This is a genomic window from Sphingobacterium tenebrionis, assembly GCF_037126265.1.
GTDB lineage: Bacteria > Bacteroidota > Bacteroidia > Sphingobacteriales > Sphingobacteriaceae > Sphingobacterium > Sphingobacterium tenebrionis.
This window is the reverse complement of sequence record NZ_JAYLLN010000018.1, coordinates 34,586-60,183: the sequence shown is the minus strand read 5'-3', so window position 1 is coordinate 60,183 and position 25,598 is coordinate 34,586. Positions and strand designations below refer to the sequence as shown.

The window sequence follows — 25,598 nt, the reverse complement described above, 5'->3', positions numbered from 1 at the left end:
GTTATTTTGAAGTTTCTTGTTTCCTTAAATGGAATGCTAAAATCTCAAAACTTATTTCCTTACGGATTTTCTTCTTTTCAATTCTTTAATGATCAAAGAAAGCTCGCGGCCAGTTTGTCCACCTACGGAAGTATTCTCCTGCGCACGACGGAACAAATAAGGCATAACCGCTTTCACTGGGCCATATGGCATGTATTTAGCCACGTTATAACCAGCTGCTGCAAGGTTGAAAGAAAGGTTATCAGACATGCCTAATAACTGCGCAAAGAAAACATTTGGCAAGTTATGTGGGATGTTACGGTTTTCCATTTCCTCCGCCAGGATGCGGCAACTCTGTTCGTTATGCGTTCCGGCCATCAAACCGATCTGGTCGATATGGTCCAAACAGAAATGGATCGCTTGGTTATAATCCGTATCCGAAGCCTGTTTATTAGGTTGGATAGGGGAAGGGTATCCATTTTCCTTTGCTCTTTCCCTTTCGATCTCCATGTAAGCACCGCGAACAATTTTCGCCCCTAGATGGAAGCCAGCAGTTTTAGCATACGCAAAATCAGCTTTTAATGAAGCCAATTTATCAGCACGGTATAATTGATAAGTATTGTATACAATCGGTTTTTCACGGTTGTATTTTTCCATCATTTCACGAGCGATATCATCAATGGTATCTTGGATCCAAGAATGTTCAGCATCCACCAATACACGAATTCCTGCTTCGTGACAAGCACGGCAGATACGATCACATCTATCCCATAAACGTTGGTATTCCGCTTTTTCCGCTTCCGTCAAGGTTTCTTTTGCATCGATTTTCGCCAATAGATCAAATCTTCCTAATCCTGTAGGCTTGAATACACAAAAAGAGATCAACGGATTTTGTTTAGCAGTTTCTACTGTACGTAGGATCTCAGCGCAACATTCCTCAAAGCTTTCTTCCGAATCTTCACCCTCTACCGAATAATCCAAGATGGTCGTTACATTACCCTGACCCAATTCCTGGATCGCACGGTTACAGTCGGCAATACTTTCGCCACCACAGAACTGTCTGTAGATGGTATTCTTGATGATTCCCTGGATGGGTAAGCCTATATTTAAGGAGAAATTTGTAATGGGAGTACCTATTTTGATCAGTGCATTACTTGCTACCATTTTAAATAACCAGTATGCTTTATTCAGATCTTTATCACTTTTGCCTCTGAAGGCGATTTCCGTATTATTAAAGTCTAGCTTTATGGGGGAAATTGTATCCATATTCTATTTTTTTTGATTCACAAAATTAGGTATTAATTGTAAATAAATTCAAACATTCAATTGTAATAGTTCATATTAAATTTATTTTTGTTTATGCAAACGTTTACATTAAATGGGGAATACATTCAGCTCATCCAATTATTGAAAGTGATGAACTGGGTAGAACACGGCGCGATGGCTCAATGGGTCGTAGAAGAAGGATTGGTGAAGTATAATGGGGAAGTGGATTACCGTAAAAGATTGAAGGTTAGGGTAGGAGATTTGGTGGAATTTGATGGGAACAAGGTAAAGATAATTTAAAACAGAGTTATTACAAATTTGTTGTTCTTGTAGATTCAGAAATTGTCTATCTTTAACCTGAATTATATTATGAAAAAGATCAACAGCTTAGGATACGAAGTCGTATTCGATAATGAACTGGATGAATTGCAATCCTTTCTTATTGATCATGACTATTCACAACTATTAATACTAGTCGATAGAAATACCAACGATCATTGTTTACCACAACTTCAGGCCTTTATTCCTGATATCGTAGATTATGATATTATCGAAGTAGATCCTGGCGAAGAAAATAAGAACATCGATTTCTGTATTGGGGTTTGGAAGACCATGCTGGATTTCGGCGCGGATCGGAAATCCTTGATGTTGAACCTTGGTGGAGGAGTGGTGACGGATATGGGCGGTTTTGCAGCTTCAACCTATAAGAGAGGGATCGATTTTATCCATGTACCTACCACTTTATTATCCCAAGTGGATGCATCGGTAGGCGGCAAGACCGGAATCGACCTGGATAATATTAAAAACATCATCGGAACATTTACGCAGCCCAAAGCGGTCTTTATTTCCAATAAGTTTTTGGAAACGTTGGATGATAGACAGATCCGTTCTGGATTTGCGGAAGTGATTAAACATGGCCTTATCAAAGATAAACAGCTTTTTGAACGTTGTATGAACGTTAAATTGCCTGTTTTACCGGAAGAGATGGTTTATGATTCGGTTATGATCAAGAATGAAGTGGTTTTGGAAGATCCTACCGAAAAAGGATTGCGTAAAATCCTGAATTTTGGTCATACGATTGGGCATGCCATCGAAGGCTATAGCCTATACCATGATCAAGAGCCTTTATTGCATGGGGAAGCCATCGCGATAGGAATGATCTGTGAAGCATTTATTTCTTACCGAGAAAACAACCTACCTGAATCCGAGTTGGAAACCATTGTAAATTATATTAAAGGAATCTATCCGGCTTATCCGATCGATCAAGCGATCTATCCGACTTTGATCGAACTGATGCGCAACGATAAAAAGAATGAGAGCAATCAATTGGGATTTGCCCTTTTAAGAAGCATTGGCGATTGTGATTTCAACAAATATGCAGAAGAGGATATGATCGTGGAAAGTTTGGATTATTACAATCAGGTAATCAAATAAACCAACAACATGAAAAATTCGGTTATTCTACTTTTATTCATGGCAATGCTGTTGTCATGTAGTCAAGCTTGGGCAGATGCTTCACCAAAGAAGGTGCTGGTGTTTACAAAAACTACCGGTTTTAGGCATGCCAATATTGAAAAGGGAGTAACCGTATTAAAAAACATATTTTCGAAGGAAGGTATTGCAGTATCCCATACCGAGGATGCGAATGTTTTCTTAGCAGACTCCCTGCAATCCTTTCAGGCCGTGATTTTTTTCAGCACGACCGGTACGATCCTGAATGCTGAACAAAAAATAGCTTTTCAAAAGTTTATTGAATCTGGCAGAGGGTTCATGGGAATTCATGCGGCTGCCGATACGGAATACGAATGGCCATGGTATGCGAACCTGGTAGGGGCCTACTTTGCCAGTCATCCTGCAGTTCAGGAAGCAAAGATTGATGTGGTCAATAGAAAACATTTAGCCACCAGACATTTACAGAAGATCTGGATGCATAAAGATGAATGGTACGATTTTAAGGATGTGAAGCCTGGTATCAATATTTTGATGATGCTCGATGAAACCTCCTATAAAGGTGGCAAAATGGGAAAATTCCATCCCATTGCCTGGTTTCAGGAATTCAAAGGCTATCGTATGTTTTATACCGGATTGGGGCATACCGAGGAATCTTTTGACGACCTGAATTTCCAAAAGCAACTCATTGGTGGGTTGAAATATGTGATGGGTAAATAGAAAACCCTAAAGAATCGATTATGAGAAAGCTGCTGTTCCTTTTTGGTCTACTGATCAGTTTTGGCCTCAAAGCCCAAGATTATTCCCCGATTAGCACCCAATTGCAATTATCGCCAGTCCTCAACAAACATTATTATGGGGTATCCCTGTATGATCTGGATGAGCATAAGTTTGTGTTTGGCCATCAGGAGGATCGTCATTTTACACCTGCCAGCAATACCAAAGTATTTACCTTGTTCACGTCGCTGAAACTGATCGGGGATTCCATTCCTGGTTTAGCCTATGTGGAGCGTGGAGATTCCTTGGTTTTCTGGGGTACGGGAGATCCTACTTTCCTGCATAGTAAATTGGATCGGGGCAAGGTTCTCGAATTCCTGAAAAACAGTGCTAAGAAATTGTTTTATAGTCAATCTCCAGTACAAGAGCCTACTTATAGAAATGGTTGGAGCATAGAAGATTACGAGTTTTATTATCAACCAGAACTTACGGTGTTTCCGATCTATGGAAATGTGGTGCAGTTTCGGGAGGTGGGCAAGCAATTGAGATTGTTTCCGAGCTATTTTGAACAGCATGTCCAGCATCTGTCGGATACTGTGACAAGGTATAGGATACATCGCCCATTGGAAAACAATAAATTCGAGGTCAACAATTTTCCGTTGCCTGCTAAATATGTAAACGAAAAACCATTTAAGACCAGCGATTCCCTTTTCCTAAACCTTTTGCAGGATACGCTGAAAAGAGAGGTAGGTTATGTCAATCTGGCGATGCCTAGTGATGCCAAAATCGTTTATTCCATCGGAACAAGAGAGGTGTTGCGAGAAATGATGCTGCCAAGTGACAATTTCCTGGCGGAACAATTGAACATGGTGGCTTCTTTTGTAAAATATCGCAAATTCCAAACGGAGGAACTCCGGAAATATATGCAGACTACCTATTACTCCTTATTTCAGGATCAGATTGAACTAAGGGATGGGAGCGGGCTTTCTACCTATAATAAAGTAACACCGAGAAGTATGGTGGAGTTACTTTTATTGGTAACCGATGCGGTAAAGGACGATGCTGCCAAATTGTTCCTGTTTCCGGCCGGTGGTGTGGAAGGGACTTTAAAAGGCGTGTATCCGACTCCGGGAGGTGTGCCTTTCGTTTGGGCAAAAACAGGAACCATCAACAGCGTACATTGCCAGAGTGGATTTATTAAAACCAAGAAGGGTAAGCGTTTGGCCTATTCTTTCCTGAACAATAATTATATGGGTTCGGCTTCTCCGGTTCGTAAGGAGATGGTACGTGTGATCAGCTATATCTATGAAAATTATTAATCCCTAAAAATCTATTTGGTATATTAGCGATGGAAAAAATATGAAGATCTTTAAAAAGAACGACAAAAGGCTGATCCGCTCCTGGTCCATGTTTGATTGGGCAAACTCAGCATATAATTTGGTGATCAATTCCACCATCTTTCCAGTCTATTACACCACGATAACTAAAAATGCAGAAACGGGTAGTACAACCGTTTCTTTTTTTGGCTTTGAATTCGTGAATACCGCTTTATCCAATTTTGCCTTATCGGTTTCCTATCTGATCATGGCCTTGAGTTTACCTTTTATTTCAGCTTATTCGGATGCTGCCGGAAAACGTAAGTTCTTCATGAAGCTGTTTACCTATCTGGGCGCATTTGCCTGTATGGGGCTATTCTTTTTCAAGATCGATACCCTGGAATGGGGGATCATCTGCTTTTCCTTGGCCGCAATGGGCTATATTGGCGGAGTAGCTTTCAATAACTCCTATTTACCGATCATTGCCACGCCAGATCAACAAGATAGGGTCAGCGCACAAGGTTTTGCTTATGGCTATGTGGGCTGTGTAACCCTGCAGATCATCTGTTTTGTCTTTATTTTTAAACCTGAATGGTTCGGAATTACCGATCCATCGCTTCCTGCACGATTATCCTTCCTGTTGGTTGGATTGTGGTGGGTACTTTTCTCGCAGATTCCATTTCGGTTCTTGCCAAGAAATCGGCCTTCGGTCGGAAAGGAGAGAATGCCGTTTTTCCAAAAGGTCAAGACAGAATTTACAGGTGTATTAGCGCAGATCAAACAAATCCCTGCCATCAAGAAGTTTTTGCCGGCTTATTTTTTCTATGCCATGGGTATTCAGACCTTGGTTATTGTGGCGGCAGCCTTTGGCCAAAAGGAACTGAACCTGGGAGCTGATAAATTGATCGCTTCGATTCTTTTGATCCAGATCGTTGCCATTGGTGGCGCCTATATCATGTCGGTTTTTGCAAAGAAATTTGGAAACATCAAGGTACTGATGGTGGTCGTATTCTTATGGATCCTGATCTGTGGTGCTTCCTATTTCATGGCCAATGAATACCATTTCTATATGATGGCCTTTATGGTCGGATTGCTGATGGGTGGGATACAGTCGCTCTCCAGGTCCACATATTCGAAGCTTATCCCAACAGATATCGAGGATACCACTTCCTTCTTCAGTTTTTATGATGTGGCGGAGAAATTTGCTATCGTCATCGGTCTATTGAGCTTTGGCATAATTGAACAGATCACCAATAATATCCGTTATTCTGCCCTTTCATTAGGGGTTTTCTTCTTAATCGGGTTTTTCTTGTTGTTTCCTGTTCTAAAATTTAATAAATTACAGATTATAAAAAAATAAATGAATAAGGTAGAATTGTTTATACCCTGTTTCATCGATCAACTATACCCAGAAACAGCATTTAATACCGTTAAATTATTGGAAAAAGCAGGCTGCGAGGTGATGTACAACGCTGAACAGACCTGTTGTGGTCAACCTGCTTATAATGCAGGTTTTTGGGACGATGCGAAGATTATCGGTCAGAAGTTTCTGAAGGATTTCCAGGACGAATATCCCATTGTATCCCCATCTGCCTCCTGTACGGGAATGGTAAGGGGAGGATATGATGACCTATTCACCAATTCCATGGAACATAACCGTTGCCGGTCCATCCAACGTAATATCTTTGAGATATCGGATTTCTTGGTCAATGTGTTGAAGAAGGAGTATTTCGGTGCTGAACTGATTGGGACAGCCGTTTACCATGATTCTTGTTCGGCCTTGCGGGAGTGCAAGATCAAGGAGGAACCTCGTCGCTTATTAAGCCATGTTGGCGGGTTGGAGATCGTGGAAATGCGCGATCAGGAAACATGTTGCGGATTTGGAGGTACTTTTGCAGTGAAGTTTGATGGTATTTCTTCCGCGATGGCAGAGCAGAAGGTGCAGAATGCGATGGCCGTAAAAGCCGAGTATATCATATCTACAGATTCATCTTGTTTATTACAACTTCAAGCCTATATCGAAAAACATAATTTGCCCATAAAGACCATGCATTTGGTGGATGTGCTCACATCAGGCTGGGCAAATATTTAAAAGAAACATTATTATATTATGACTATGAATTCAAGAAGAGAGTTTTTAAGAAATCTAGGACTGGCAGCAGCAGGTATTACCATGGCGCCAAGTTTGGATTTATTTGCAGCCAAAAAAGATTGGTTCAACATTTCATTAGCAGAGTGGTCACTTCACCGTAAGATCAATAAAGGTGATTTGAAAAATATTGATTTTCCAGAGTATACAGCGAAGAATTTTGGTATCTACGGAGTTGAATATGTAAATCAGTTCTTTAAGGATAAAGCAAAGGATATGACTTACTTAAAGGATTTGAATAACCGTGCAAAAGATAATGGTGTGAAGAATGTGTTGATTATGATCGATGGCGAAGGAAACTTGGGAGACCGTGATGAAACGAAGCGTTTAGCGGCTGTTGAGAATCACCATAAGTGGATCGATGCTGCGCATTTCTTGGGATGCCATGCAGTTCGTGTTAATGCGGCGGGTCAGGGTACAAAAGAAGAGGTGAAAGCGCAGGTGGTGAAAAGTTTGTCTTCTTTGGCGGATTATGGTAAAAAAGGTAAGATTTCGGTTATTGTGGAAAACCATGGCGGGATTTCATCGCATGGTGATTGGTTATCGGATGTGTTGAAGACCGTTGGTAAGAAGAACTGTGGAAGTTTACCTGATTTTGGTAATTTCTATGAATATGATCGTTATCAGGGTGTGGCGGATTTGATGCCGTATGCAAAAGGAGTGAGTGCGAAATCGCATTTCTTTGATGAGCAGGGTAATGATACAGGTATTGATTATAAAAGAATGATGGATATCGTGAAGAAATCAGGATTTAAAGGCTGGGTAGGTATTGAGTTTGAAGGAGATAAGATTTCGGAAGATGAAGGGATTAAGAAGACTAAAGCTTTATTAGAGCGGTTTAAATAGGAACCCCCGTCATTGCGAGGAGGTACGACGAAGCAATCTTTACCCATGTCATGGTGAGCGCAGTCGAACCATCTGTTCGTATACAACCGTAACGATCCTTCGACTACGCTCAGGATGACAGGAAGAAAGATAGCATCGCTAAAAAGAAAGATTGCTTCGTTCCTCGCAATGACGATTAAAGATTCGCAATGACGTTAAAGAGATTGCTTCGTTCCTCGCAATGACGGAAATCCTCGCAATGACGAATTTCCAAATTCCTATTTTAACCCTCATTCCCTTAGCAAATTACCACCTAATCAACCATCCCGTTTAAACTTTCCCAATCCTCCAGCGTCCTACGTAAAAATGCGATTACCAATGCTAAAATTGGACCTTTTCTTTTTTAGCTAGTCTTCAAATTTTGAATAAAAATTTGTTTATTTGCTTATTGAATAAAATAATATTCCGATTATATTCTTTTAATAAGCTATTACCAACAAATTATTTTGTTTTAATATTCAAGAATTTAATCAATAACAGATTCAAGAATACAATGAACATATTCGAGAATAACATAAAATCATATTCAAGAATACAGTAAAAACATAATCAAGTATTTAAAAATAATAATCTTTTAATAATCTAATATTTACACAAATTAGTTTGAACAAATGAATCAAGAGAACGATGTAGCATTGGTCCAGCACCTTTCCAAGCAAGGGGTTGACGATAAGATGGTTATGGGACACCCAGCCAGTTTATTTGTCCTTTTCTTCACCGAAATGTGGGAGCGTTTCAGTTATTACGGAATGCGGGCATTATTAACTGTCTTTTTAATTACCGAAGTCGCCAAACAAGGATGGGGATGGACTAACCAAGAAGCCATGGAGCTTTACGGATGGTACACAGGTCTTGTTTATCTTACACCGTTAGTCGGTGGTATGATCGCCGATAAATTAACAGGATATCGCAAAGCGATCCTTATAGGTGCATTGATCATGACCTTAGGTCATGCCGCAATGGCCTTTGAACATATCTCTGCCAATTTCTTTTACCTGGGTCTGGTATTAATGATACTAGGTAATGGTATGTTCAAACCAAATATCTCTTCCATGGTAGGGCAATTATATCCAGATACCAGTATGAAAAAAGATGCTGGTTATACCATTTTCTACATGGGAATCAACTGTGGAGCCTTCTTAGGGATGTTATTATGTGGTTATATCGGAGAAAAAGTAGGATGGCACTATGGCTTTGGATTAGCGGGTGTTTTCATGTTCTTTGGTATGGTTCAGTTCTATTTTGCGCAGAAGATCTTCGGTAAGATCGGCGAAAAACCAGGTACAGTACATGTAGAAGAGAAATTGGAAGCTATCGAGGAAGAAGAGACGCCTAAGAACATCGTTCGTGACCGCTTGGTGGTTGTTGCAGTTTTAATGCTTGCTTCGGTATTCTTTTTCTTTGCTTTTGAGCAAGCTGGTGGTTCCATGACCATCTTCGCGAAAGACTATACCCAACGTTTATTGGATGGTAATGCAGGCGAAATATTCAAATGGGTAGATGCGGCATTAACCATTTTCCCAATCCTGATCGTTACTTGGGTATTGTTCAAGCTTTCGCAAAAGATCTATGATCGGTATCCGATGACCGTAATTGCTACAGCAATTTCCTTTGCCATTATCTGGGCATTAGGTTTCTGGAAAGTATATAGAGAATTTAACCTAGCGCAAACAGAAGTAACTGTTTCCTGGTTCCAGATCCTGAATTCCTTCTTCATCATTACGTTGGCATCATCCTTCTCTAAACTATGGGAAAAGGTTTGGAATCCATCAGGACCCGTTAAATTTGCCTTCGGATTGATTTTGGTAGCCGTTGGTTTCGTGGCCTTGGCATACGGATCGATGTCCATCCCACAAGGAGCAAAAACAGCTTCTGTGAGCATGATCTGGTTGATCTTAGCCTATTTCTTCCATACTACCGGTGAATTATGTGTTTCTCCAGTAGGTTTATCTTATGTAAGTAAGCTTTCTCCTAAGAAATTTGCAGGTCTATTATTCGGTCTTTGGTTCACCGCTTCGGCAATTGCCAACTTTATCGCTGGTAAAACCGGATCGTACATCGACCATATCGTAGAAAAATATTCCATGTCTACCTTCTTCCTGATTATTGCGGCTCTTCCAGTTGCAGTAGCCTTATTATTATTGATTTTCAATGGTAAACTGAAGAAAATGATGCATGGCATCAATTAAATAGATTTAATTGTATAAACAATTATACAAAGCCGAATAGTTTTACTATTCGGCTTTTTATTTTAATTTTACGGGTCTTAAAAAAATAATAACCAAATATGAGTAATATTTCAGAAGCTTCATTTTCGGAAGAGTTAGAAAAAGAAGGCATTGATGGGAGCCTGGTTTTAGGCCATCCATCAGGATTATTTGTTCTATTCTTCACGGAGATGTGGGAGCGTTTTTCCTTTTATGGAATGCGCGTCTTATTGATCAACTTCTTAACAAGTGCCATTATATCCGGAAGTCCATTCTCAGGATGGGGTTGGGATCCAGTTCAAGCGGGTGCACTTTATGGTACCTACGCCATGTTATTGTATATCTCTCCAATTTTTGGAGGTATCTTGGCCGATAAATATTTAGGCTATCGGATGGCTGTGGTTATTGGTGCCGCCATCATGACCCTTGGACACTTGTTCATGGCTTTTGATACCCCTTTATTCCTTTATTTAGGTCTTGGGGCCTTGGTATTGGGTACAGGCTTCTTTAAACCGAACATGACTTCCATTCTTTCGGAAATGTACAAGAAGTTCCCGCAGAAAAAAGATGGTGCCTATACCATTTTTTACATGGGGGTAAACTCAGGAGCCTTTTTCGGAATGATGCTTTGTGGTTATTTGGCAGAAAAAATAGGTTGGCACTGGGGTTTTGGTCTTGCAGGAATCTTTATGTTCCTAGGAACTTTACAGTTCTGGTTCGCCAAACCCATCTTTGGTAAAGTAGGAGATCCGCCTACAGCAGAACAAAAAGAAGCTGCTAAAAAATTAACTGCTGAAAGTACCAATCCTGATGATAAACCTAATCCATTCACCAAACTGGATACCATTCTGATCGTTGTTATGACCATTTTAGGTTTAGGATATGCCATCAATGACCCGCTTTCCAAAATCGCAGGATTCGATGTGTTCTCCAGCCTTCAGATCGGTGATTTTGCCGGACAGAACGTTGCCATCATCTCGGCGTTGGTGTTATTCTTATTTGTGGTGATTTCCCGTTTATCGCGCTATACACGAGTAGTTCGTGATCGATTGATTGCTGTAATCATCTTTGCTTTCTTCGTCATCTTCTTCTGGATGTCCTTTGAACAAGGTGCTTCTTCTTTGGTGATTTTCGCCAGAGATAATGTAGATAGGGCATTATCAGGTAATTCATTGACCATCTTCAATACCGTAAATACTTTATTGACCGTTGTTCCATTAATCCTGATCACCTATGTGGTCGCTAAATTGACGAAACAAACCTTCGGAAAAGCACTGCTATCCAATGTGGTTCAGTTTATCTGTTTCGCAGGAGTTTGGGGTATTGCGATCTGGATGTTGTACCGTGAATATACTGCGGAAGCTTCAGAAATTACCGTTTCTTGGTTCTCTATTCTGAACTCTTTCTTCATCATTACTTTTGCCAACTTTGTTTCTAAAGTGTGGGATTCCAAATACAATCCACCGGCAGCGGTGAAATATGGTTTGGGATTGATCATCATGGCAATCGGTTTTGGTCTATTGGCATTCGGTGCCAATGGAATCCAAGAAGGTGTTAAAGTATCCATGATCTGGTTGGTATTGGCGTATATGTTCCATACCCTGGGCGAGCTTTGTTTATCGCCGGTAGGATTATCCTATGTGTCCAAATTAGCACCAGCGCGCATGATCGGATTTATGTTCGGTATGTGGTACCTGGCCATTGCCATTGGTAATAAATTGGCAGCCATCCTTGGTGGACAAATTGAGGTGATTACCAAACAATACTCTTTGAGTACATTTTTCTTGATCTTTACCATCGTGCCTATCGTGGCCGGATTAATCGTGATCTCACTGAATCCAGTCCTGAAAAAACTGATGCACGGAGTGAAATAAAAAATAATAAGGGGCTTAGCAATAAGCCCCATTTTAATATCATACAATGAATACAGAAGGACAAAAAACACTGGAGGAAATCCAGAACTTCGAAGGCAAGTATCCAAAACAGATCTGGAGCTTATTCTTTTCCGAGATGTGGGAAAGATTTTGTTTTTATGGGATGCGCGGTATGTTGGTTTTCTTTATGATCACCCAACTGAATTTTGCGGAAAAAGAGGCCAATCTACAATATGGGGCTACCCAGGCTTTCGTCTACGCTTTTACCTTTATCGGTGGTTTGTTTGCCGATAAGATCCTAGGATTCCGTAAATCGCTGGTGTTTGGCGGGATCTTGATGATCATCGGATCCGTTCTTTTATCGATCGATACGCATCAGTTCTTCTTTTTCGGATTGGCTTTCATCATCATCGGAACCGGCTTCTTCAAACCGAATATTTCTACCATGGTGGGTGAACTGTACAAAGACGGTGATAATAGGCGCGATGGTGGTTTTTCTTTATTCTATGCGGGAATCAATTTAGGCGCTTTCTTGGGCGGCTATATCTGTGTCGCAATCGGGAAAGGCTATATGCTTAGTTCGGTCATCGATGTGGCCCACCGTTGGAATGTAGCTTTCGGATTGGCAGCGGTAGGGATGTTGATCAGTTTGATCAATTTCCACTTCACCAAAAAACAATTGGGGCCGATCGGTCTTCAACCTGGACATCCCGATGCCATCGTGAAATCTAAACCATTACCAAAATGGGTGGAATATGCGGTCTATGCAAGTACCTTGATCTTTGTGCCATTGATCCAGATCATGGTCTCCAAAACGGAATACACCGATTATTTCATGTACATCATTGGTCCATTGACTTTGATCTACCTGTTCTACGAAATGTCGAAAGTGGATAAGATCGAGCGACACAAGTTGATCGCTGCCTTGATCTTTATCCTATTCTCGGTAATTTTCTGGGGAATCTATGAGCAGAGTGGGGGTTCCCTAAGTATTTTTGCGGCTCATAATCTGAACGATACCATCCTTGGCGGAACAGTGACCTTAGATCCAAATGGGGTAAATAACTCCGGAGGAGCACTATTTATCATCTTCCTGGCACCTTTATTTGGGATGCTATGGCTTTATTTGGCTGCCCGCAAGATTGAACCCAATACCATCATCAAATTCGGATTGGGATTTGTATTCCTTGGTTTAGGCTTTTATGTGCTGTATGCAACCAGGTTCTTTGCGGTAGAAGGAATGACTTCCTTGGATATCTTTACTTTAGCCTTATTGGTGATTACCATAGGGGAATTATGTCTATCGCCAATCGGACTATCCATCATGACGAAATTATCGCCTGCAAAATTACAGGGAATCATGATGGGGATGTGGTTCTTGGCGAGTGCCTATGGACAGTATGTGGCCGGTTTGATCGGAGCGAACATGGCAGAAGCTAGAGAAGGAGATTCCTTAATGGATAAATTGATTACTTATACAGATGGCTATAAACAATTGGGATTATATGCGTTAATTGCAGGGGTCATATTGATCTTATTGTCGCCTATGATCAAGAAATTGATGCACGGGGTTAATTAATATTTTGCTTAACTTTACACCATCAAAAATTAGCTTGTGTCAGATAGCATAGTAATCATTCCTACCTATAACGAGAAGGAAAATATTGAACGTATTATTCGAAAAGTATTCTCGCTAGAGGTAGACTTCCATGTATTGATCGTAGATGATGGTTCGCCGGATGGAACAGCCGACATCGTCAGGAAATTACAAGAATCCGAATTTGCCGGTAAGCTCTTCATGGAAGAGCGAAAAGGTAAATTAGGATTAGGTACAGCCTATATACATGGTTTCAAATGGTCTCTACAGCGAAGCTATGAATTCATTTTTGAGATGGATGCCGACTTCAGCCATAATCCTGATGATCTGATCCGCTTGCGGGAAGCCTGCATGCATGGGGGAGCCGACATGGCGATAGGTTCGCGTTATATCAAAGGCGTAAATGTAGTCAACTGGCCCATGAACAGGGTCTTGATGTCCTATTTTGCATCAGCCTATGTGCGTCTCATTACCCGCATCAACATCCAGGATGCGACCGCAGGGTTTGTTTGTTTCCGCAGGAAAGTGTTGGAGACCATCCCGCTGGACAAAGTGAAATTTGTAGGCTATGCCTTCCAGATCGAGATGAAATTTACGGCGATCAAGTATGGTTTTAATGTGGTCGAAATTCCGATCATCTTTACAGACCGTACCTTAGGCACCTCAAAAATGAGTACTAAGATCTTTAAAGAAGCATTCTTCGGCGTGATTCAAATGAAGGTCAATTCATTTTTTAAAGATTATAAACAATAGCATGAACGAGAATCTTGACCCAAATCCGGAGCGTCTATCAACGACCGACAAAGATCTGGAGCGCGTACTGCGCCCCCAAACCTTTGATGATTTCACTGGTCAGGCTAAGATATTGGAAAATCTGTCGATCTTTGTGAAGGCAGCCAAGCTTCGTGGGGAGGCATTGGACCATGTATTGCTACATGGCCCTCCAGGACTTGGAAAAACCACCTTATCCCATATCATCGCCAATGAAATGGGGGTGGGCATCAAGATAACTTCCGGTCCGGTATTGGATAAACCCGGGGATCTTGCCGGACTATTAACCGGTTTGGATGAGGGAGACATTCTATTCATCGACGAGATACACCGTTTAAGCCCCTTGGTGGAAGAATATTTATATTCTGCCATGGAGGACTTCAAAATCGATATCATGCTGGAAACAGGGCCCAATGCGCGTTCCGTGCAGATTTCCTTGAATCCATTTACTTTAGTCGGTGCAACCACCCGTTCGGGATTGCTTACCGCCCCATTACGCGCGCGTTTCGGTATCAATTCCCGCTTACAATACTATGATTCCAAATTATTGACGGATATCGTGATGCGATCAGCCATCATCCTTAAAGTTCCAATCTCCGAAGAAGGAGCTTATGAAATTGCACGTAGGAGTAGGGGTACCCCTCGTATTGCCAATGCACTGCTGCGAAGAACCCGGGATTTTGCCCAGATCAAAGGAAATGGTTCCATTGATAAAGCCATTGCCCAGTTTGCCTTGAATGCCCTAAATGTGGATGAGCATGGTTTGGATGAAATGGATAATCGGATCCTGATGACCATCATTGATAAATTCAAAGGAGGTCCGGTAGGCTTGAAGACCATTGCAACTGCTGTTGGGGAAGATGAAGGTACTATTGAGGAGGTTTATGAACCTTTCTTGATCCAGGAAGGATACCTGATGCGTACTTCGCGGGGAAGGGAATGTACGGAACTGGCTTTCCGTCATTTGGGAAAAACCAATTACCCAAAAGGAAATACTCTTTTTTAATCGCTTAGAAAACTACTACTTTATTTTGCTCAATGCTTTCAAAAGCTTATTTCCTCGGCTTTTCAAGGCAGCTGATGCTTCTTTTTCCAATTGTAGTTCTATTTGCAGCTTAAGTTCCTGCGCTAGCCAGGGATGATTGGGGATGCATTGGAATAGGATATCAAAGGCGTTGACCAGGACAGCTACAGGGCAGGAGGCATCTTCTACGATCTGAAAGGTCTTTTCAATGATACTTTCCTCTTCTACTTCCGTTAAATCAAAGGATTGGTTGGCCTTGGAGGTCATCCACATCATGATCTTGGAATAACTCCTTAACACACTCCAGTTGTTAGAAAAGCAATAATTTTGAATAAGTAATCCCTGGTGCTCCTCGATCAGGTAAGTGTTCTTCAATACGATATGTTCCAACGCCCAAGCCGCGCGAAAGGCTACTTTAGGATGATCCAAATTTACACTGAGCTGGGCAAGATCCAGAAAGGGAATCTCTTTCAATAAGGCTAAAGAGAAATCAGAGGCACCATACTGTAATAGTGCCTCCGATTGCCGTTGATGTTTTTGGGTAAACATCAATTATCTTTTGATGGGTTTATCTCGATTCATTTCGGTCATATCCACTTCATTCATTTTGGACTCACCCAATAGGTGTTGGCTGAAATAATCTGCCATCCTCCAGAAGAAGTATTCCGTCATATCCCCAAAACCATGGCGCTGTCCAGGTAACAATAAGAAATCGAAACGCTTATTGGCTTTGATCAAGGCATCAACCATGCGAATGGAGTTTGCCGGATGCACGTTGTTATCGATATCACCCGTAACGATCAATAATTTACCTTTTAGGTTTTTCGCTAGATCCGAGTTGCGATCGATCTGGTAATTGAAAGACGTATCACCTTTACTGTTCACTTTTTCAGTGATTCCATGGTGTCTTTCGCTCCACCAACGGTTGTAGATGTTGTTCTCATGGTTTCCAGCTCCAGAAACGGCTACCTTGAAGAAATCCGGGTAAACCAACATGGCTGCCGTAGACATAAATCCACCACCAGAGTGACCGGTAATTCCAACACGGTCTATATCGATGAAGGAATATTTATTGGCCAATTGCTCCGCCACCACTTTTTTATCCTCCAATCCATAATCACGAAGGTTTCCGTAGCCATAGGTGTGGTACCATTTTGAGCGGGAAGGGTGTCCTCCACGGTTTCCAACGGAGATCACGATGAATCCCATCTGCGCCAAACGGTCTACACGGTCCATACTTCTGCCGAAGCTTTTGTTCACAGCCTCTGTTTGAGGCCCTGGGTACACATATTCAATGATCGGGTAGGTCTTGGTCGAATCGAAATCAAAAGGCTTGTACATCACCCCATATAGGTCTGTGATGCCATCCCCAGCCTTTACCTTGAAGGGTTCCGGGAATTTGTAGCCCGATGCCATCAATTGGGAAAGGTCAGCGTCCTCTAATTTCATGATAAATTGACCCGATGCACTGTATAGGTTGGAAACAGGAGCCGTATTGACTCTCGAAAAGTTGTCTACAAAGTAATTTCCGCTTTCGGAAGCTAATACTTGATGGTCAAAATCTCCAGGAGTCAATAATTTGAATGCAGACCCGTTTTTGTTCACCGAATAGTAATGGGTATAATAAGGATCTAATTTCTTATCCACACCGTTCGCTTTGAAGAATAGGGTTCCTGTATTTTCATTATAGCTGGTCAATTCATCACAATGGAAATCTCCTTTGGTGATCTGATTGATCAATTTCCCCTGATTGTCGTATAGGTAGAAGTGACCCCATCCATCGCGTTGAGACCAATGGATAAACTGGCTGTAATTATTGATGAACTGTGGTTTTTTGATGTCCAAATACACATTAGAGCGTTCTTCCACCAAGGTTCTTGTCGAACCATTCACGTTGACAGCCACCAGATCAATACGTTTTAAGTCGCGGCTAGAACGTGCAATGTAGAATTCCTCATTCGTTCCCAACCAGTAGTTGATGTAATGCTTTCCTTTATAGTTTGCTTTCGAACGGTCCTTGCTCCAGGTGCTGATCGTCTGGTTCTTGAATTTAGCCACATTGATCTGTCTAGGTTTCAAGCTAGCTGCATCAAAAAGGTAAAGTTCTACTTCGGTAGAATCCGTTTCTCCTGGCATCAGGTATTTATAGGTCTCCAGGGTAGGGCGTTTGCCACCTACATTATTGATCACCCACAATGCGTTGTATTCTCTATTATCCTTACGGGTTAAAGTAAAATAACGGCCATCAGGGGACCAATTGATCCAAACTGGTTTTCTTTTTTTCTTTTCCTCGTCTTCGGATTTCTTATCGCCGCTGGTTACGGAATATTCATCTCCACCCCAAGCATAGTATTGTACACCATCCGTGGTGATCTGATGCTCTACTATGGTACTATCTTTTTCATCCTTTTGGGCTTTTAGGTAGTTCGCATAATCCATCCAGTATAGGTTGAAGTTCTTGGCATAGAAAACCTTGGTGGTATCCGGATTGAAATTCGCCCAGAAAACACGTCCTTTTTCTTTGGTCGTATCACTGATTTCCTTCAGGTTTTTGGTGTTGATGTTATATTCAAAGTGGAAAAGCTTTTTCTTTATGGTATCGCTTTTATTGGTCAGTTTCTTGATTTCCTCTTTGGATTTTACGGTATCTAATGTGCTCTGTACCTCAAAACGGATCAGGTTCTCGTCCTTTTCCATAAAGCGCAGGTTTCTAATATCTAAGTGTTGTGCATCGAAAGGGTTTCTAACGATAGAAGTGATCTTAGCAGCCATTTCAGATCCATCAAATAGTTCCTGTTTGCGTCTGGAGGCAGGTTCCACCAAGTACCATTTTTTTCCAGCGGAAGTACGGTATTCGTACCAGAATTTTTCACCGAAATTAATCCAGTTAGGATTTACTTCTGTGGAGTAGATCATGGTACTCAATCGGGAAGGAGAGTATTTTGCCGCCAATTGGTAATTTGGTTTGGCCAAGGTGCTTTTTTCCTGAGCGAAAGTCCATACGGAACAGAGCATCAAAAAGCCTAATAATGATTTTTTCATTTTATATTAATGGAAATTATTTGGTTTCAGCGAAAATATTGCTTTCTAAGGGGATAAGGAAGTATATTCTGTATTATTTTTGCTATTCTTCGTAGAATTTTTCGTTGAAATTCACGAGGAACAATTCTTTCGTTGCCCGGGTCAAAGCCGTGTACAGCCAGCGCATAAACTCGGTTGTCAACATTTCATCGGTCATATAGCCTTGATCCACGAATACCAAAGGCCATTGCCCCCCTTGGGCTTTATGACAGGTAATGGCATAGGCAAATTTAATCTGTAAGGCATTGTAGTAGGGGTCTTTTTTGATCGCCTCCATCCGGTATTTTTTGACTGGTATATCTTCGTAATCTTTGGAGATGCTTTCGTAAAGTTTTTGCTGCTGATCGTAGGGAAGATTAGGGGAATCCACATAGAGACTATCCAGCAGGACCCTGCATCGGATGGCGTCGCCTTCATTGTTGTCCATGAACTCCAAGTAGAGGTCAGCAAACCTAAAACCATGCATTTCATGTACATTACTTACTTTTTTGATGATCGCCATATCGCCATTGGCGATGAATCCTTGGCTCTTTTCATCATTCTCCTGCAGCCAATAATAATTGTTGCGAACCACCATGATCTGATCCCCACCCGTGATCTCCTCATCCCGAAAAAGGATCTGGTTGCGTATGTGTTGATTATATAGATTGGCGGATTTGTTGGATCGGCAGATGACCATGCATTGCTCAATGCCATATTTATCATAGGCATAATGTAGGCCTTCGATCAGCCTTTCACCATTCATCCTGTAAATGTCCTTAAAAGATTTGGTCACAAATTGTGGGTAACTGTACTCCACAAACTCCTCGTCCAAGCGGATTTCATTCCGGATCCGGGTAGCATTGAAAAGGATTCCCGAATTTTTATCCTGTCTAACGACATCAGTTAGTTCGTAGGTGAAAATACCCAATCCAAATTCCCCATTCATGTATTCGGGATTTAGTGCAGGGCTTTCTTCCAATCCAACGGGAGGGAGCTGAGCGGTATCTCCAACCAACATCAAACTGCAGTTTTCCCCCGATTGCACATATTGTATGAGGTCATGAAGCAGTCCGGAAGAGAACATACTTGCTCCTTCATTGCTGATCATAGATGCTTCGTCCACAATGAATAATGTGTTTTCATGTGTATTATCACCTAAGCCGAAATTAAGGTCAATACTTGCTGCGTTTTTCTTGCGGTAGATTTTTTTATGGATGGTCAAGGCTGTTCTGCCGGAATAAGCACTCATTACTTTTGCCGCCCGACCTGTAGGAGCCAGCAATACCGATCGCTTCTGTATTTTTGGCAATATTTTGACCAATGCCGAGATGATGGATGTTTTTCCCGTACCGGCATATCCTTTTAGAATAAAGCAGGCGTCGGAGGAAAAGGTATGCAAAAAATCAGCCAACAAGCCGAAAACTTCTTCCTGTTGTTTTGTCGGTTGATGATGGAATTGCTGTAAGAGGTGATTTTTCACTTGCACATCCAAAGTTATTCAAAAGGTTGGTCAAACCAATTTTAAAAACTATTTTTGTGATTAAAGCATCTGCAAAAGCATGATTTATACGTCGTCACAATTTCACTTACAATATATTGCTAAATATCAATTAATCGTTCAGGCGAATTTTAACCATGACATATTATATGTGGTTGATTACGAAGGACAATTGTTGGTTTACATGAAGTATGAAAGCAATAGTCCCAGCGAAGAGGCTTTAAAGATTTTGAGTCTTCCTTTTCAGAAGGTCTATGTGAGTATCCCGCATAATAACCTGACATTCATTCCGAATGATCTCTATGATATGGAGGATGTAGAGAAATACCAGGATTTTATGGAACATCCAGGAAGAAAAGCTGAATCGGTTTCCTTGGATTTCCTTCAAGCACAGGCTTTTTATCAATATGATGTGTTGTTGGAGCAACGTTGGAGATCCTTGTTCCCGCAAGCCCAATTTATCCCGGAATTTAAATTGAACCTGATGCAGGCAAGACCTCATATTCCGCTACAAGGCGAGGTATTGGGTGTTGTATTCCATGAACAAGTGGTGGATTTGTTTTTGTTCATCAATGGGCAGTTCAAGCTATATAATAGTTTTGAAGTATATTCTGAAGAAGATCTCAGTTATTATGTGCTTCATCTTTTCCAAGTATTTGGCATCGATGGAAAGGTGAGCAAGGTTCTGTACAGCAGTATGAACGCTGAAAGCCCATATATTGGAAAATTGGCAGAATATGGCCATCAGGTAAAGGGTATTAGTTCGCAGCAGGCATTATCTTTATTGGATGAATTACCTTCCGGGTTGGCAGATAGTTACCTTTTAGAATTACCAAAATGCGCATTATAGGAGGAAAGGCTGCAGGATTACGTTTAAATCCACCACAGAATTTACCGGTTCGTCCGACTACAGATCTAGCCAAGGAAGCCTTATTCAATATCCTGAACAATAAACTGGATTTTGACGACTTGGATTGTCTCGATCTTTTTGCTGGAACTGGAAATATTTCTTTTGAATTAGCGTCGAGAGGGGTAAAGTCGGTTGATGCGATTGATCTGCATGGTAAATGTGTGATGTACATAACGGATACGGCGAAGAAATTGGATCTAACACAGATCAAAGCTCGGAAAGCAGATGTATTTAAATTCATCAAATCAGCGAAGGGTACTTATGATCTGATTTTTGCGGATCCACCTTATGATATTGGTCAGTTGCCGATGCTCCCTACTTATGTTTTTGAAAACAATTTGTTAAATTCAGGGGGATTATTGATTGTTGAACACCCAACGAGTAGAAAAATGGCCGCCCATCCCAATTTTGTGGAGCAACGGCAATACGGAAACTCGTCATTTAGTTTTTATAGCCTAGTATAAAAAACTTATTATAAATAGCCTAGCATAATGAGAATCGCAGTTTTTCCAGGGTCTTTTGATCCTTATACTATTGCACACCACGATCTGATCGAACGTGCATTACCGTTATTTGATAAGATTTATGTAGCCATTGGGATCAATAGTTCCAAAGTGGGCATGATGGATGTGGAAACCCGCAAAGCAGCCATTTCTAAGCTTTATGCTGGAAATGAGAAAATTGTGGTGGGTTTTTATCAGGGATTGACTGTAGATTTTTGTAGGGAGGTTGGAGCGACTGTTATTTTAAGGGGAGTACGTAATAATACGGATCTGGATTATGAGAATATCATTGCGCAGAACAATTTGATTTTGGCACCGGAGGTGGAGACTTATTTTTTGGTGAGTAGATCAGGGAAAGCGCATATATCGTCTACGATTGTTAGGGATATCTGGAAGAATAAAGGGGATATTAGAGGGTTGGTTCCGGAGGAGGTGTTTGGGTTTATTTTAGATGATAGATGATAGATTATAGATGATAGATGATAGATTTTTGGCGTCATTGCGAGGAGGTACGACGAAGCAATCTTTACACTTATCGAAAGATTGCTTCGTTCCTCGCAATGACGAAGGCCTCGCAATGACGGAGACCTCGCAATGACGGAGACCTCGCAATGACGCGGAAATAAACTCCTTAAATTAAATTCAACCTTACCTTCTGGCCTTTGATCCTACCATTAGATCCTAGCTTAATAACCTCTCTTGCAATAGCTCTACTAACAGCTACATAAGATTCATTGGGTTTTACATCGATCATTCCAAGGTCTTCCTTTTTAAAATCTCCCAGGTTCAGAATAAAACCAACGATATCAATCTTATTTACTTTTTGGCGTTTTCCGGCCGTTATACGAATAGTTTGGTATTTCGGAGGTTCTGGGATTGGGTAGAACTCATTCAACTCCATCACCGGAACATCCTGAAAATAAACCGGTACTCTTTCCTCCGTCGTTAATACCCCATAAACATGTCCTTCCTGTTGGTTTCTCCCAGCGCGACCATTTCTATGGATAAAATCCTCTTCCTTAGGTGGGAACTGATAATGCACCACATGGTTCATATCCGGAATATCAAGACCTCTAGAGGCCAAATCCGTAGTTACCAATATCAATTGGCTACCATTCTTAATTTTTAATATAGCTAGCTCACGGAAAAATTGATCTAATCCACCATGATAAGGGATGCTATCGATTCCTTTGCTTTCCAATAGTTCAGAAATATGTTCTGCGGCTTCGCGATGGTTACAGAAAACCAAGATCCGCTCAGCACCAATCTTACAGATCAATTTAAAGAGACCTTCCAATTTCATTTTGCTGGACACCTCCACCTTATGGTAATCCAAACTCGGGATTAATGCCTCCTTGTTCAAGAAATCCAATTTAATGGGATCATTAAGCTGGATGAAATTAGGCTTGTCGGTTACATCGGTCGCCGATGTCATCACTTGGTGCTTGATGTTCCTACAGCTGTTGATGATGTAAGAAATCTGCTCAGAAAATCCTAATTCCAAGGATTTATCAAACTCATCCAGGATCAGGGTATGGCAGTTTTCTAACAGATCAGGTCTTCTTTCCAAGTGGTAGATCAATCGACCAGGAGTAGCTATGATCAGGGAAGGACCTTCCTTAAGCTTGTTTTTCTCCATACGGTTATCATTTCCACCGTATAAACAAACCAAGGAAAGAGTATTATCCATCTTTCGGATAACCGATTCGATCTGAAGTGCCAGTTCTCTGGTAGGTACTACAATCAGCGCCGAAGAAGCCTGGATAGGGTATTTTTTCAGCAATTGCATCAGGATTAAGGAGAAGGCCAACGTTTTTCCAGAACCTGTAGGGGAGAGCAGAATAAAATCTCGTGTGTCGTCAAATTGACTCACTACAGCCTCCTGCATGGGGTTCAGCGCCTCTATTCCTAATCTATCGATATATGATTTTTCCTGTTGCATGCTGCAAAATTATCATAATTTATTGGATAGGCAGGGGATATTCGTTAAATAATGTTAACAAAGGAGAGGTCATTTCATTTTCGGCACGGAGATTGAATACTATTTAGCTCATAATTTAGGTTAATAATTGGTTAGTTAAAACTCCTGGAGCTCCCCGCTTCAGGAGTTTTTTTATTAATAGAATTGGCTTAATTTTTATTTTTAAAATTAACTTAACAGATAAAGGCACCGCTTTTGCTTATCTTGTAGGAGCTATTGAATTTTATAATTAAATTACGTGTTATGATAAAAAGAATCAGTATCCCCTTATTCCTCATGTCGCTTATTTTTATTTCCTCCTGTGGGGTAAGTAAAAAAACATACCAGGCATTGGATGCTCAGTATAATGACTTGAGTGCGCAATATCAAAAAAGTCAAGTGGAGCTTGCCGAAAGTAGAGCCCGTGTTACCAGTTTAGAAGAACAGTTGGAACAGGAGCGTAAAACCAATGCAGGTCTTCGGGAGGCATTGGCAAAACTGCAATCCACTTTGGATAATAGTATCAACCAAAACACTCAGGGAAATGTCAATATTTCCAAATTGGTGGATGAAATCAACGCTTCCAATAAATATATCCAGCATTTGGTGAACACCAAAAACAAAAGTGATTCCCTTAATCTGGTGTTGACGAATAATTTGACCCGTTCATTAAGCCGTGAAGAATTACGCGATGTGGATGTGAAAGTATTGAAAGGTGTGGTTTATATTTCCTTGTCGGATAATATGTTGTACAAATCAGGAAGTTATGAAATTTCTGATCGTGCAGGGGAGACCTTATCCAAAATTGCTAAGATCATCCAGGATTACAGAGAGTATGATGTGTTGATCGAAGGTAATACCGATACAGATCCTATTTCGAAAACCAATATTAGAAATAACTGGGATCTAAGTACTTTACGTGCATCTTCTGTTGTACAGGCATTACAGAATACCTATGGTGTAGATCCTAAGCGTCTGACTGCTGGTGGTCGTGGAGAATATAACCCGATTGCAAGCAATGATTCGGCTGATGGTAAAGCGAGAAACCGTAGAACGCAGATCATAATTACGCCTAAATTGGATCAATTTATGGAGCTGATTGATCAGGCACCAGAAACCTCTGATGCGGATGCATCTGCAGCAGATACCTCTGGATTGTAAGAATTTTTATTTAAAATCTTAATATTTAAAAGGCTGTATCAGAATATCTGATACAGCCTTTTTTATGGGTTATGTCATTGTGATACATACGTCATTGCGATCCATACGTCATTGCGAGGAGGTACGACGAAGCAATCCAAACGTCATTGCGAGGAACGAAGCGATCTTTGAACATTGTCATCCTGAGCAGCGTCGAAGGATCTGCAATACTACTTACGAACAGATGCTTCGACTACGCTCAGCATGACATGCGGACAGATTGCTTCGTCGTACCTCCTCGCAATGACGCAGAGGCTCTTATAAATCTACTCTTAAAAACTTACCTTCTTTATCGAATACCAAATCGATATCATTCACCAATTCCACATCAAATCCATGCTTTTCCTTTTCAATGCTCTTGATTCCAGAATTCGCATAATTCTCATTAATATAACTTACAATCGGCGCAAGGATAAAACCTGTACTGATTGCCGTGTTATTATTGGATTCCACTTCTGTCCAATCTCCATTCTTATCAAACTTCACCTGAACACCAGTTGCCAAAATTGCTTTATACTCTGTTCCTGATAAAGCTTCTTTTTCTTTCTCCACTTGAAGGATTTTCACCCCATTAAAGTGCGTATTTAAAAAGGTATTGGCCTCTTTCGGTAATTGGTCCGCTTGAATAACTTCCTCCTTATCACAGGAAATAAACAAAATCCCAAAACTCAATATAGCAGTTAATGTAAATAGTAATTTTTTCATGTTATGTTTAATTTTTTATTATCAATTTTTTAATTTCTAACGATGAATTATTAGTCATCGATTCTTACAAATTCTCCTTTTTTATTGAACTCCAGGTCCAATCCGCTGGTCAATTCCACCTCAAATCCATTCCTTTCCTTTTTCAATTGAACAACCTCATTATTTGGAAAACTTTTGCGAACATAATTCATTATAGAAGCTGGAATAATAGCCTGCGGAACTGATTTTTGTTTTGCATCCACTTCTGTCCAGTTTCCTTTTTGATCAAACTCAATCTCTGTCCCATTTTGTAGGACAACTTTGTATTCCATACCCGAAAGCATTTCTTTTTCAGAACTCACCAAGGAAATTTGACCCTTATTATAATGTGTATTCACAAATGATTGAGCCGTTTTTGGTAGTTGATTAAATTCCAATACTTTTTTCTGTGCCGATGCACTAAATGATGCAACAAGCATTGCTGCGATCATACTGATTTTTGTTATTGATTTCATGTCTTTGTTCTTATGATTTGAATCAAAGGTC

At 40.8% G+C, this 25,598-nt stretch carries 23 protein-coding genes; 16 read left to right on the top strand and 7 right to left on the bottom strand.

Annotation, left to right across the window (positions count from 1 at the left end; translation table 11 throughout):
• Positions 1-51: 51 nt before the first annotated feature.
• A complete protein-coding gene (locus tag VJ786_RS08895) occupies positions 52-1,245 on the bottom strand; it encodes a proline dehydrogenase family protein (RefSeq protein WP_134776742.1) in 1,194 nt (397 codons plus the stop codon).
• Positions 1,246-1,338: 93 nt separating this feature from the next.
• Here VJ786_RS08895 and VJ786_RS08890 point away from each other — a divergent pair, with 93 nt between their 5' ends.
• The 12 genes from VJ786_RS08890 to ruvB all read left to right on the top strand — a co-directional run bounded on the left by VJ786_RS08890 (position 1,339) and on the right by ruvB (position 15,216).
• Entirely contained in the window at positions 1,339-1,545 is a 207-nt protein-coding gene (locus tag VJ786_RS08890; RefSeq protein WP_099367281.1) for an RNA-binding S4 domain-containing protein, read from the top strand.
• Between the two features lie 69 nt (positions 1,546-1,614).
• Entirely contained in the window at positions 1,615-2,679 is a 1,065-nt protein-coding gene (gene aroB / locus VJ786_RS08885) for a 3-dehydroquinate synthase (RefSeq protein ID WP_099367285.1), read from the top strand.
• Between the two features lie 9 nt (positions 2,680-2,688).
• The gene (locus tag VJ786_RS08880) at positions 2,689-3,414 is read left to right on the top strand and encodes a ThuA domain-containing protein (protein WP_134776741.1); all 726 of its coding nucleotides are present in this window, start codon (positions 2,689-2,691) and stop codon (positions 3,412-3,414) included.
• 20 nt (positions 3,415-3,434) lie between these two features.
• On the top strand, positions 3,435-4,730 hold the full coding sequence (locus VJ786_RS08875; protein ID WP_134776740.1) for a D-alanyl-D-alanine carboxypeptidase: 1,296 nt from the start codon (positions 3,435-3,437) through the stop codon (positions 4,728-4,730).
• A gap of 40 nt (positions 4,731-4,770) precedes the next feature.
• Positions 4,771-6,087, top strand: coding sequence for an MFS transporter (locus VJ786_RS08870; protein ID WP_134776739.1), 1,317 nt, complete (start codon positions 4,771-4,773; stop codon positions 6,085-6,087).
• Positions 6,088-6,819: a (Fe-S)-binding protein gene (locus tag VJ786_RS08865; RefSeq protein ID WP_099367277.1), complete on the top strand. Its 732-nt coding sequence runs from the start codon at positions 6,088-6,090 to the stop codon at positions 6,817-6,819.
• A gap of 24 nt (positions 6,820-6,843) precedes the next feature.
• Entirely contained in the window at positions 6,844-7,722 is an 879-nt protein-coding gene (locus tag VJ786_RS08860; RefSeq protein ID WP_134776737.1) for a sugar phosphate isomerase/epimerase family protein, read from the top strand.
• A gap of 650 nt (positions 7,723-8,372) precedes the next feature.
• Positions 8,373-9,950, top strand: coding sequence for a peptide MFS transporter (locus VJ786_RS08855; RefSeq protein ID WP_134776736.1), 1,578 nt, complete (start codon positions 8,373-8,375; stop codon positions 9,948-9,950).
• Positions 9,951-10,048: 98 nt separating this feature from the next.
• On the top strand, positions 10,049-11,842 hold the full coding sequence (locus VJ786_RS08850; protein WP_134776735.1) for a peptide MFS transporter: 1,794 nt from the start codon (positions 10,049-10,051) through the stop codon (positions 11,840-11,842).
• 46 nt (positions 11,843-11,888) lie between these two features.
• Positions 11,889-13,421, top strand: a complete 1,533-nt coding sequence (locus VJ786_RS08845) for a peptide MFS transporter (protein ID WP_134776734.1) — start codon at positions 11,889-11,891, stop codon at positions 13,419-13,421.
• A gap of 36 nt (positions 13,422-13,457) precedes the next feature.
• Positions 13,458-14,192, top strand: coding sequence for a polyprenol monophosphomannose synthase (locus VJ786_RS08840; protein ID WP_099367272.1), 735 nt, complete (start codon positions 13,458-13,460; stop codon positions 14,190-14,192).
• Position 14,193: 1 nt separating this feature from the next.
• Positions 14,194-15,216: a Holliday junction branch migration DNA helicase RuvB gene (gene ruvB, locus VJ786_RS08835; RefSeq protein WP_134776733.1), complete on the top strand. Its 1,023-nt coding sequence runs from the start codon at positions 14,194-14,196 to the stop codon at positions 15,214-15,216.
• Positions 15,217-15,231: 15 nt separating this feature from the next.
• Here ruvB and VJ786_RS08830 read toward each other — a convergent pair whose 3' ends face one another.
• The 3 genes from VJ786_RS08830 to VJ786_RS08820 form a co-directional block, all read right to left on the bottom strand.
• Positions 15,232-15,783, bottom strand: coding sequence for a hypothetical protein (locus tag VJ786_RS08830; protein WP_134776732.1), 552 nt, complete (start codon positions 15,781-15,783; stop codon positions 15,232-15,234).
• A 3-nt stretch (positions 15,784-15,786) separates the two neighbouring features.
• Positions 15,787-18,276 carry a S9 family peptidase gene (locus tag VJ786_RS08825; protein WP_134776731.1) on the bottom strand — a complete coding sequence of 830 codons (2,490 nt, stop codon included), beginning with the start codon at positions 18,274-18,276 and terminating at the stop codon, positions 15,787-15,789.
• 82 nt (positions 18,277-18,358) lie between these two features.
• Positions 18,359-19,783 (bottom strand): ATP-dependent DNA helicase, encoded by a 1,425-nt coding sequence (locus VJ786_RS08820; RefSeq protein WP_134776730.1) that lies wholly within the window; start codon positions 19,781-19,783, stop codon positions 18,359-18,361.
• A gap of 73 nt (positions 19,784-19,856) precedes the next feature.
• Here VJ786_RS08820 and VJ786_RS08815 point away from each other — a divergent pair, with 73 nt between their 5' ends.
• From VJ786_RS08815 to coaD, 3 genes are read left to right on the top strand one after another with little or no spacing between them, the layout of a single operon-like run.
• Positions 19,857-20,645, top strand: coding sequence for a DUF3822 family protein (locus VJ786_RS08815; RefSeq protein WP_134776729.1), 789 nt, complete (start codon positions 19,857-19,859; stop codon positions 20,643-20,645).
• Positions 20,633-21,169: a 16S rRNA (guanine(966)-N(2))-methyltransferase RsmD gene (rsmD, locus tag VJ786_RS08810; RefSeq protein ID WP_134776728.1), complete on the top strand. Its 537-nt coding sequence runs from the start codon at positions 20,633-20,635 to the stop codon at positions 21,167-21,169. Before VJ786_RS08815 ends, rsmD begins: the two co-directional genes overlap by 13 nt.
• Positions 21,170-21,196: 27 nt before the next feature.
• Positions 21,197-21,670 carry a pantetheine-phosphate adenylyltransferase gene (gene coaD, locus VJ786_RS08805; protein WP_134776727.1) on the top strand — a complete coding sequence of 158 codons (474 nt, stop codon included), beginning with the start codon at positions 21,197-21,199 and terminating at the stop codon, positions 21,668-21,670.
• 169 nt (positions 21,671-21,839) lie between these two features.
• Here the strand turns inward: coaD and VJ786_RS08800 are convergent, their stop codons facing one another.
• On the bottom strand, positions 21,840-23,150 hold the full coding sequence (locus tag VJ786_RS08800) for a DEAD/DEAH box helicase (protein WP_099366348.1): 1,311 nt from the start codon (positions 23,148-23,150) through the stop codon (positions 21,840-21,842).
• Between the two features lie 282 nt (positions 23,151-23,432).
• Between VJ786_RS08800 and VJ786_RS08795 the strand changes: the two genes are divergently transcribed.
• Positions 23,433-24,329 (top strand): OmpA/MotB family protein, encoded by an 897-nt coding sequence (locus VJ786_RS08795; protein ID WP_099366349.1) that lies wholly within the window; start codon positions 23,433-23,435, stop codon positions 24,327-24,329.
• Between the two features lie 297 nt (positions 24,330-24,626).
• Here the strand turns inward: VJ786_RS08795 and VJ786_RS08790 are convergent, their stop codons facing one another.
• Complete coding sequence (locus tag VJ786_RS08790; RefSeq protein WP_099366350.1) at positions 24,627-25,073, bottom strand: PepSY-like domain-containing protein; 447 nt, start codon at positions 25,071-25,073, stop codon at positions 24,627-24,629.
• A 50-nt stretch (positions 25,074-25,123) separates the two neighbouring features.
• Positions 25,124-25,567 (bottom strand): PepSY-like domain-containing protein, encoded by a 444-nt coding sequence (locus VJ786_RS08785; protein ID WP_134776726.1) that lies wholly within the window; start codon positions 25,565-25,567, stop codon positions 25,124-25,126.
• Between the last annotated feature and the right edge of the window lie 31 nt (positions 25,568-25,598).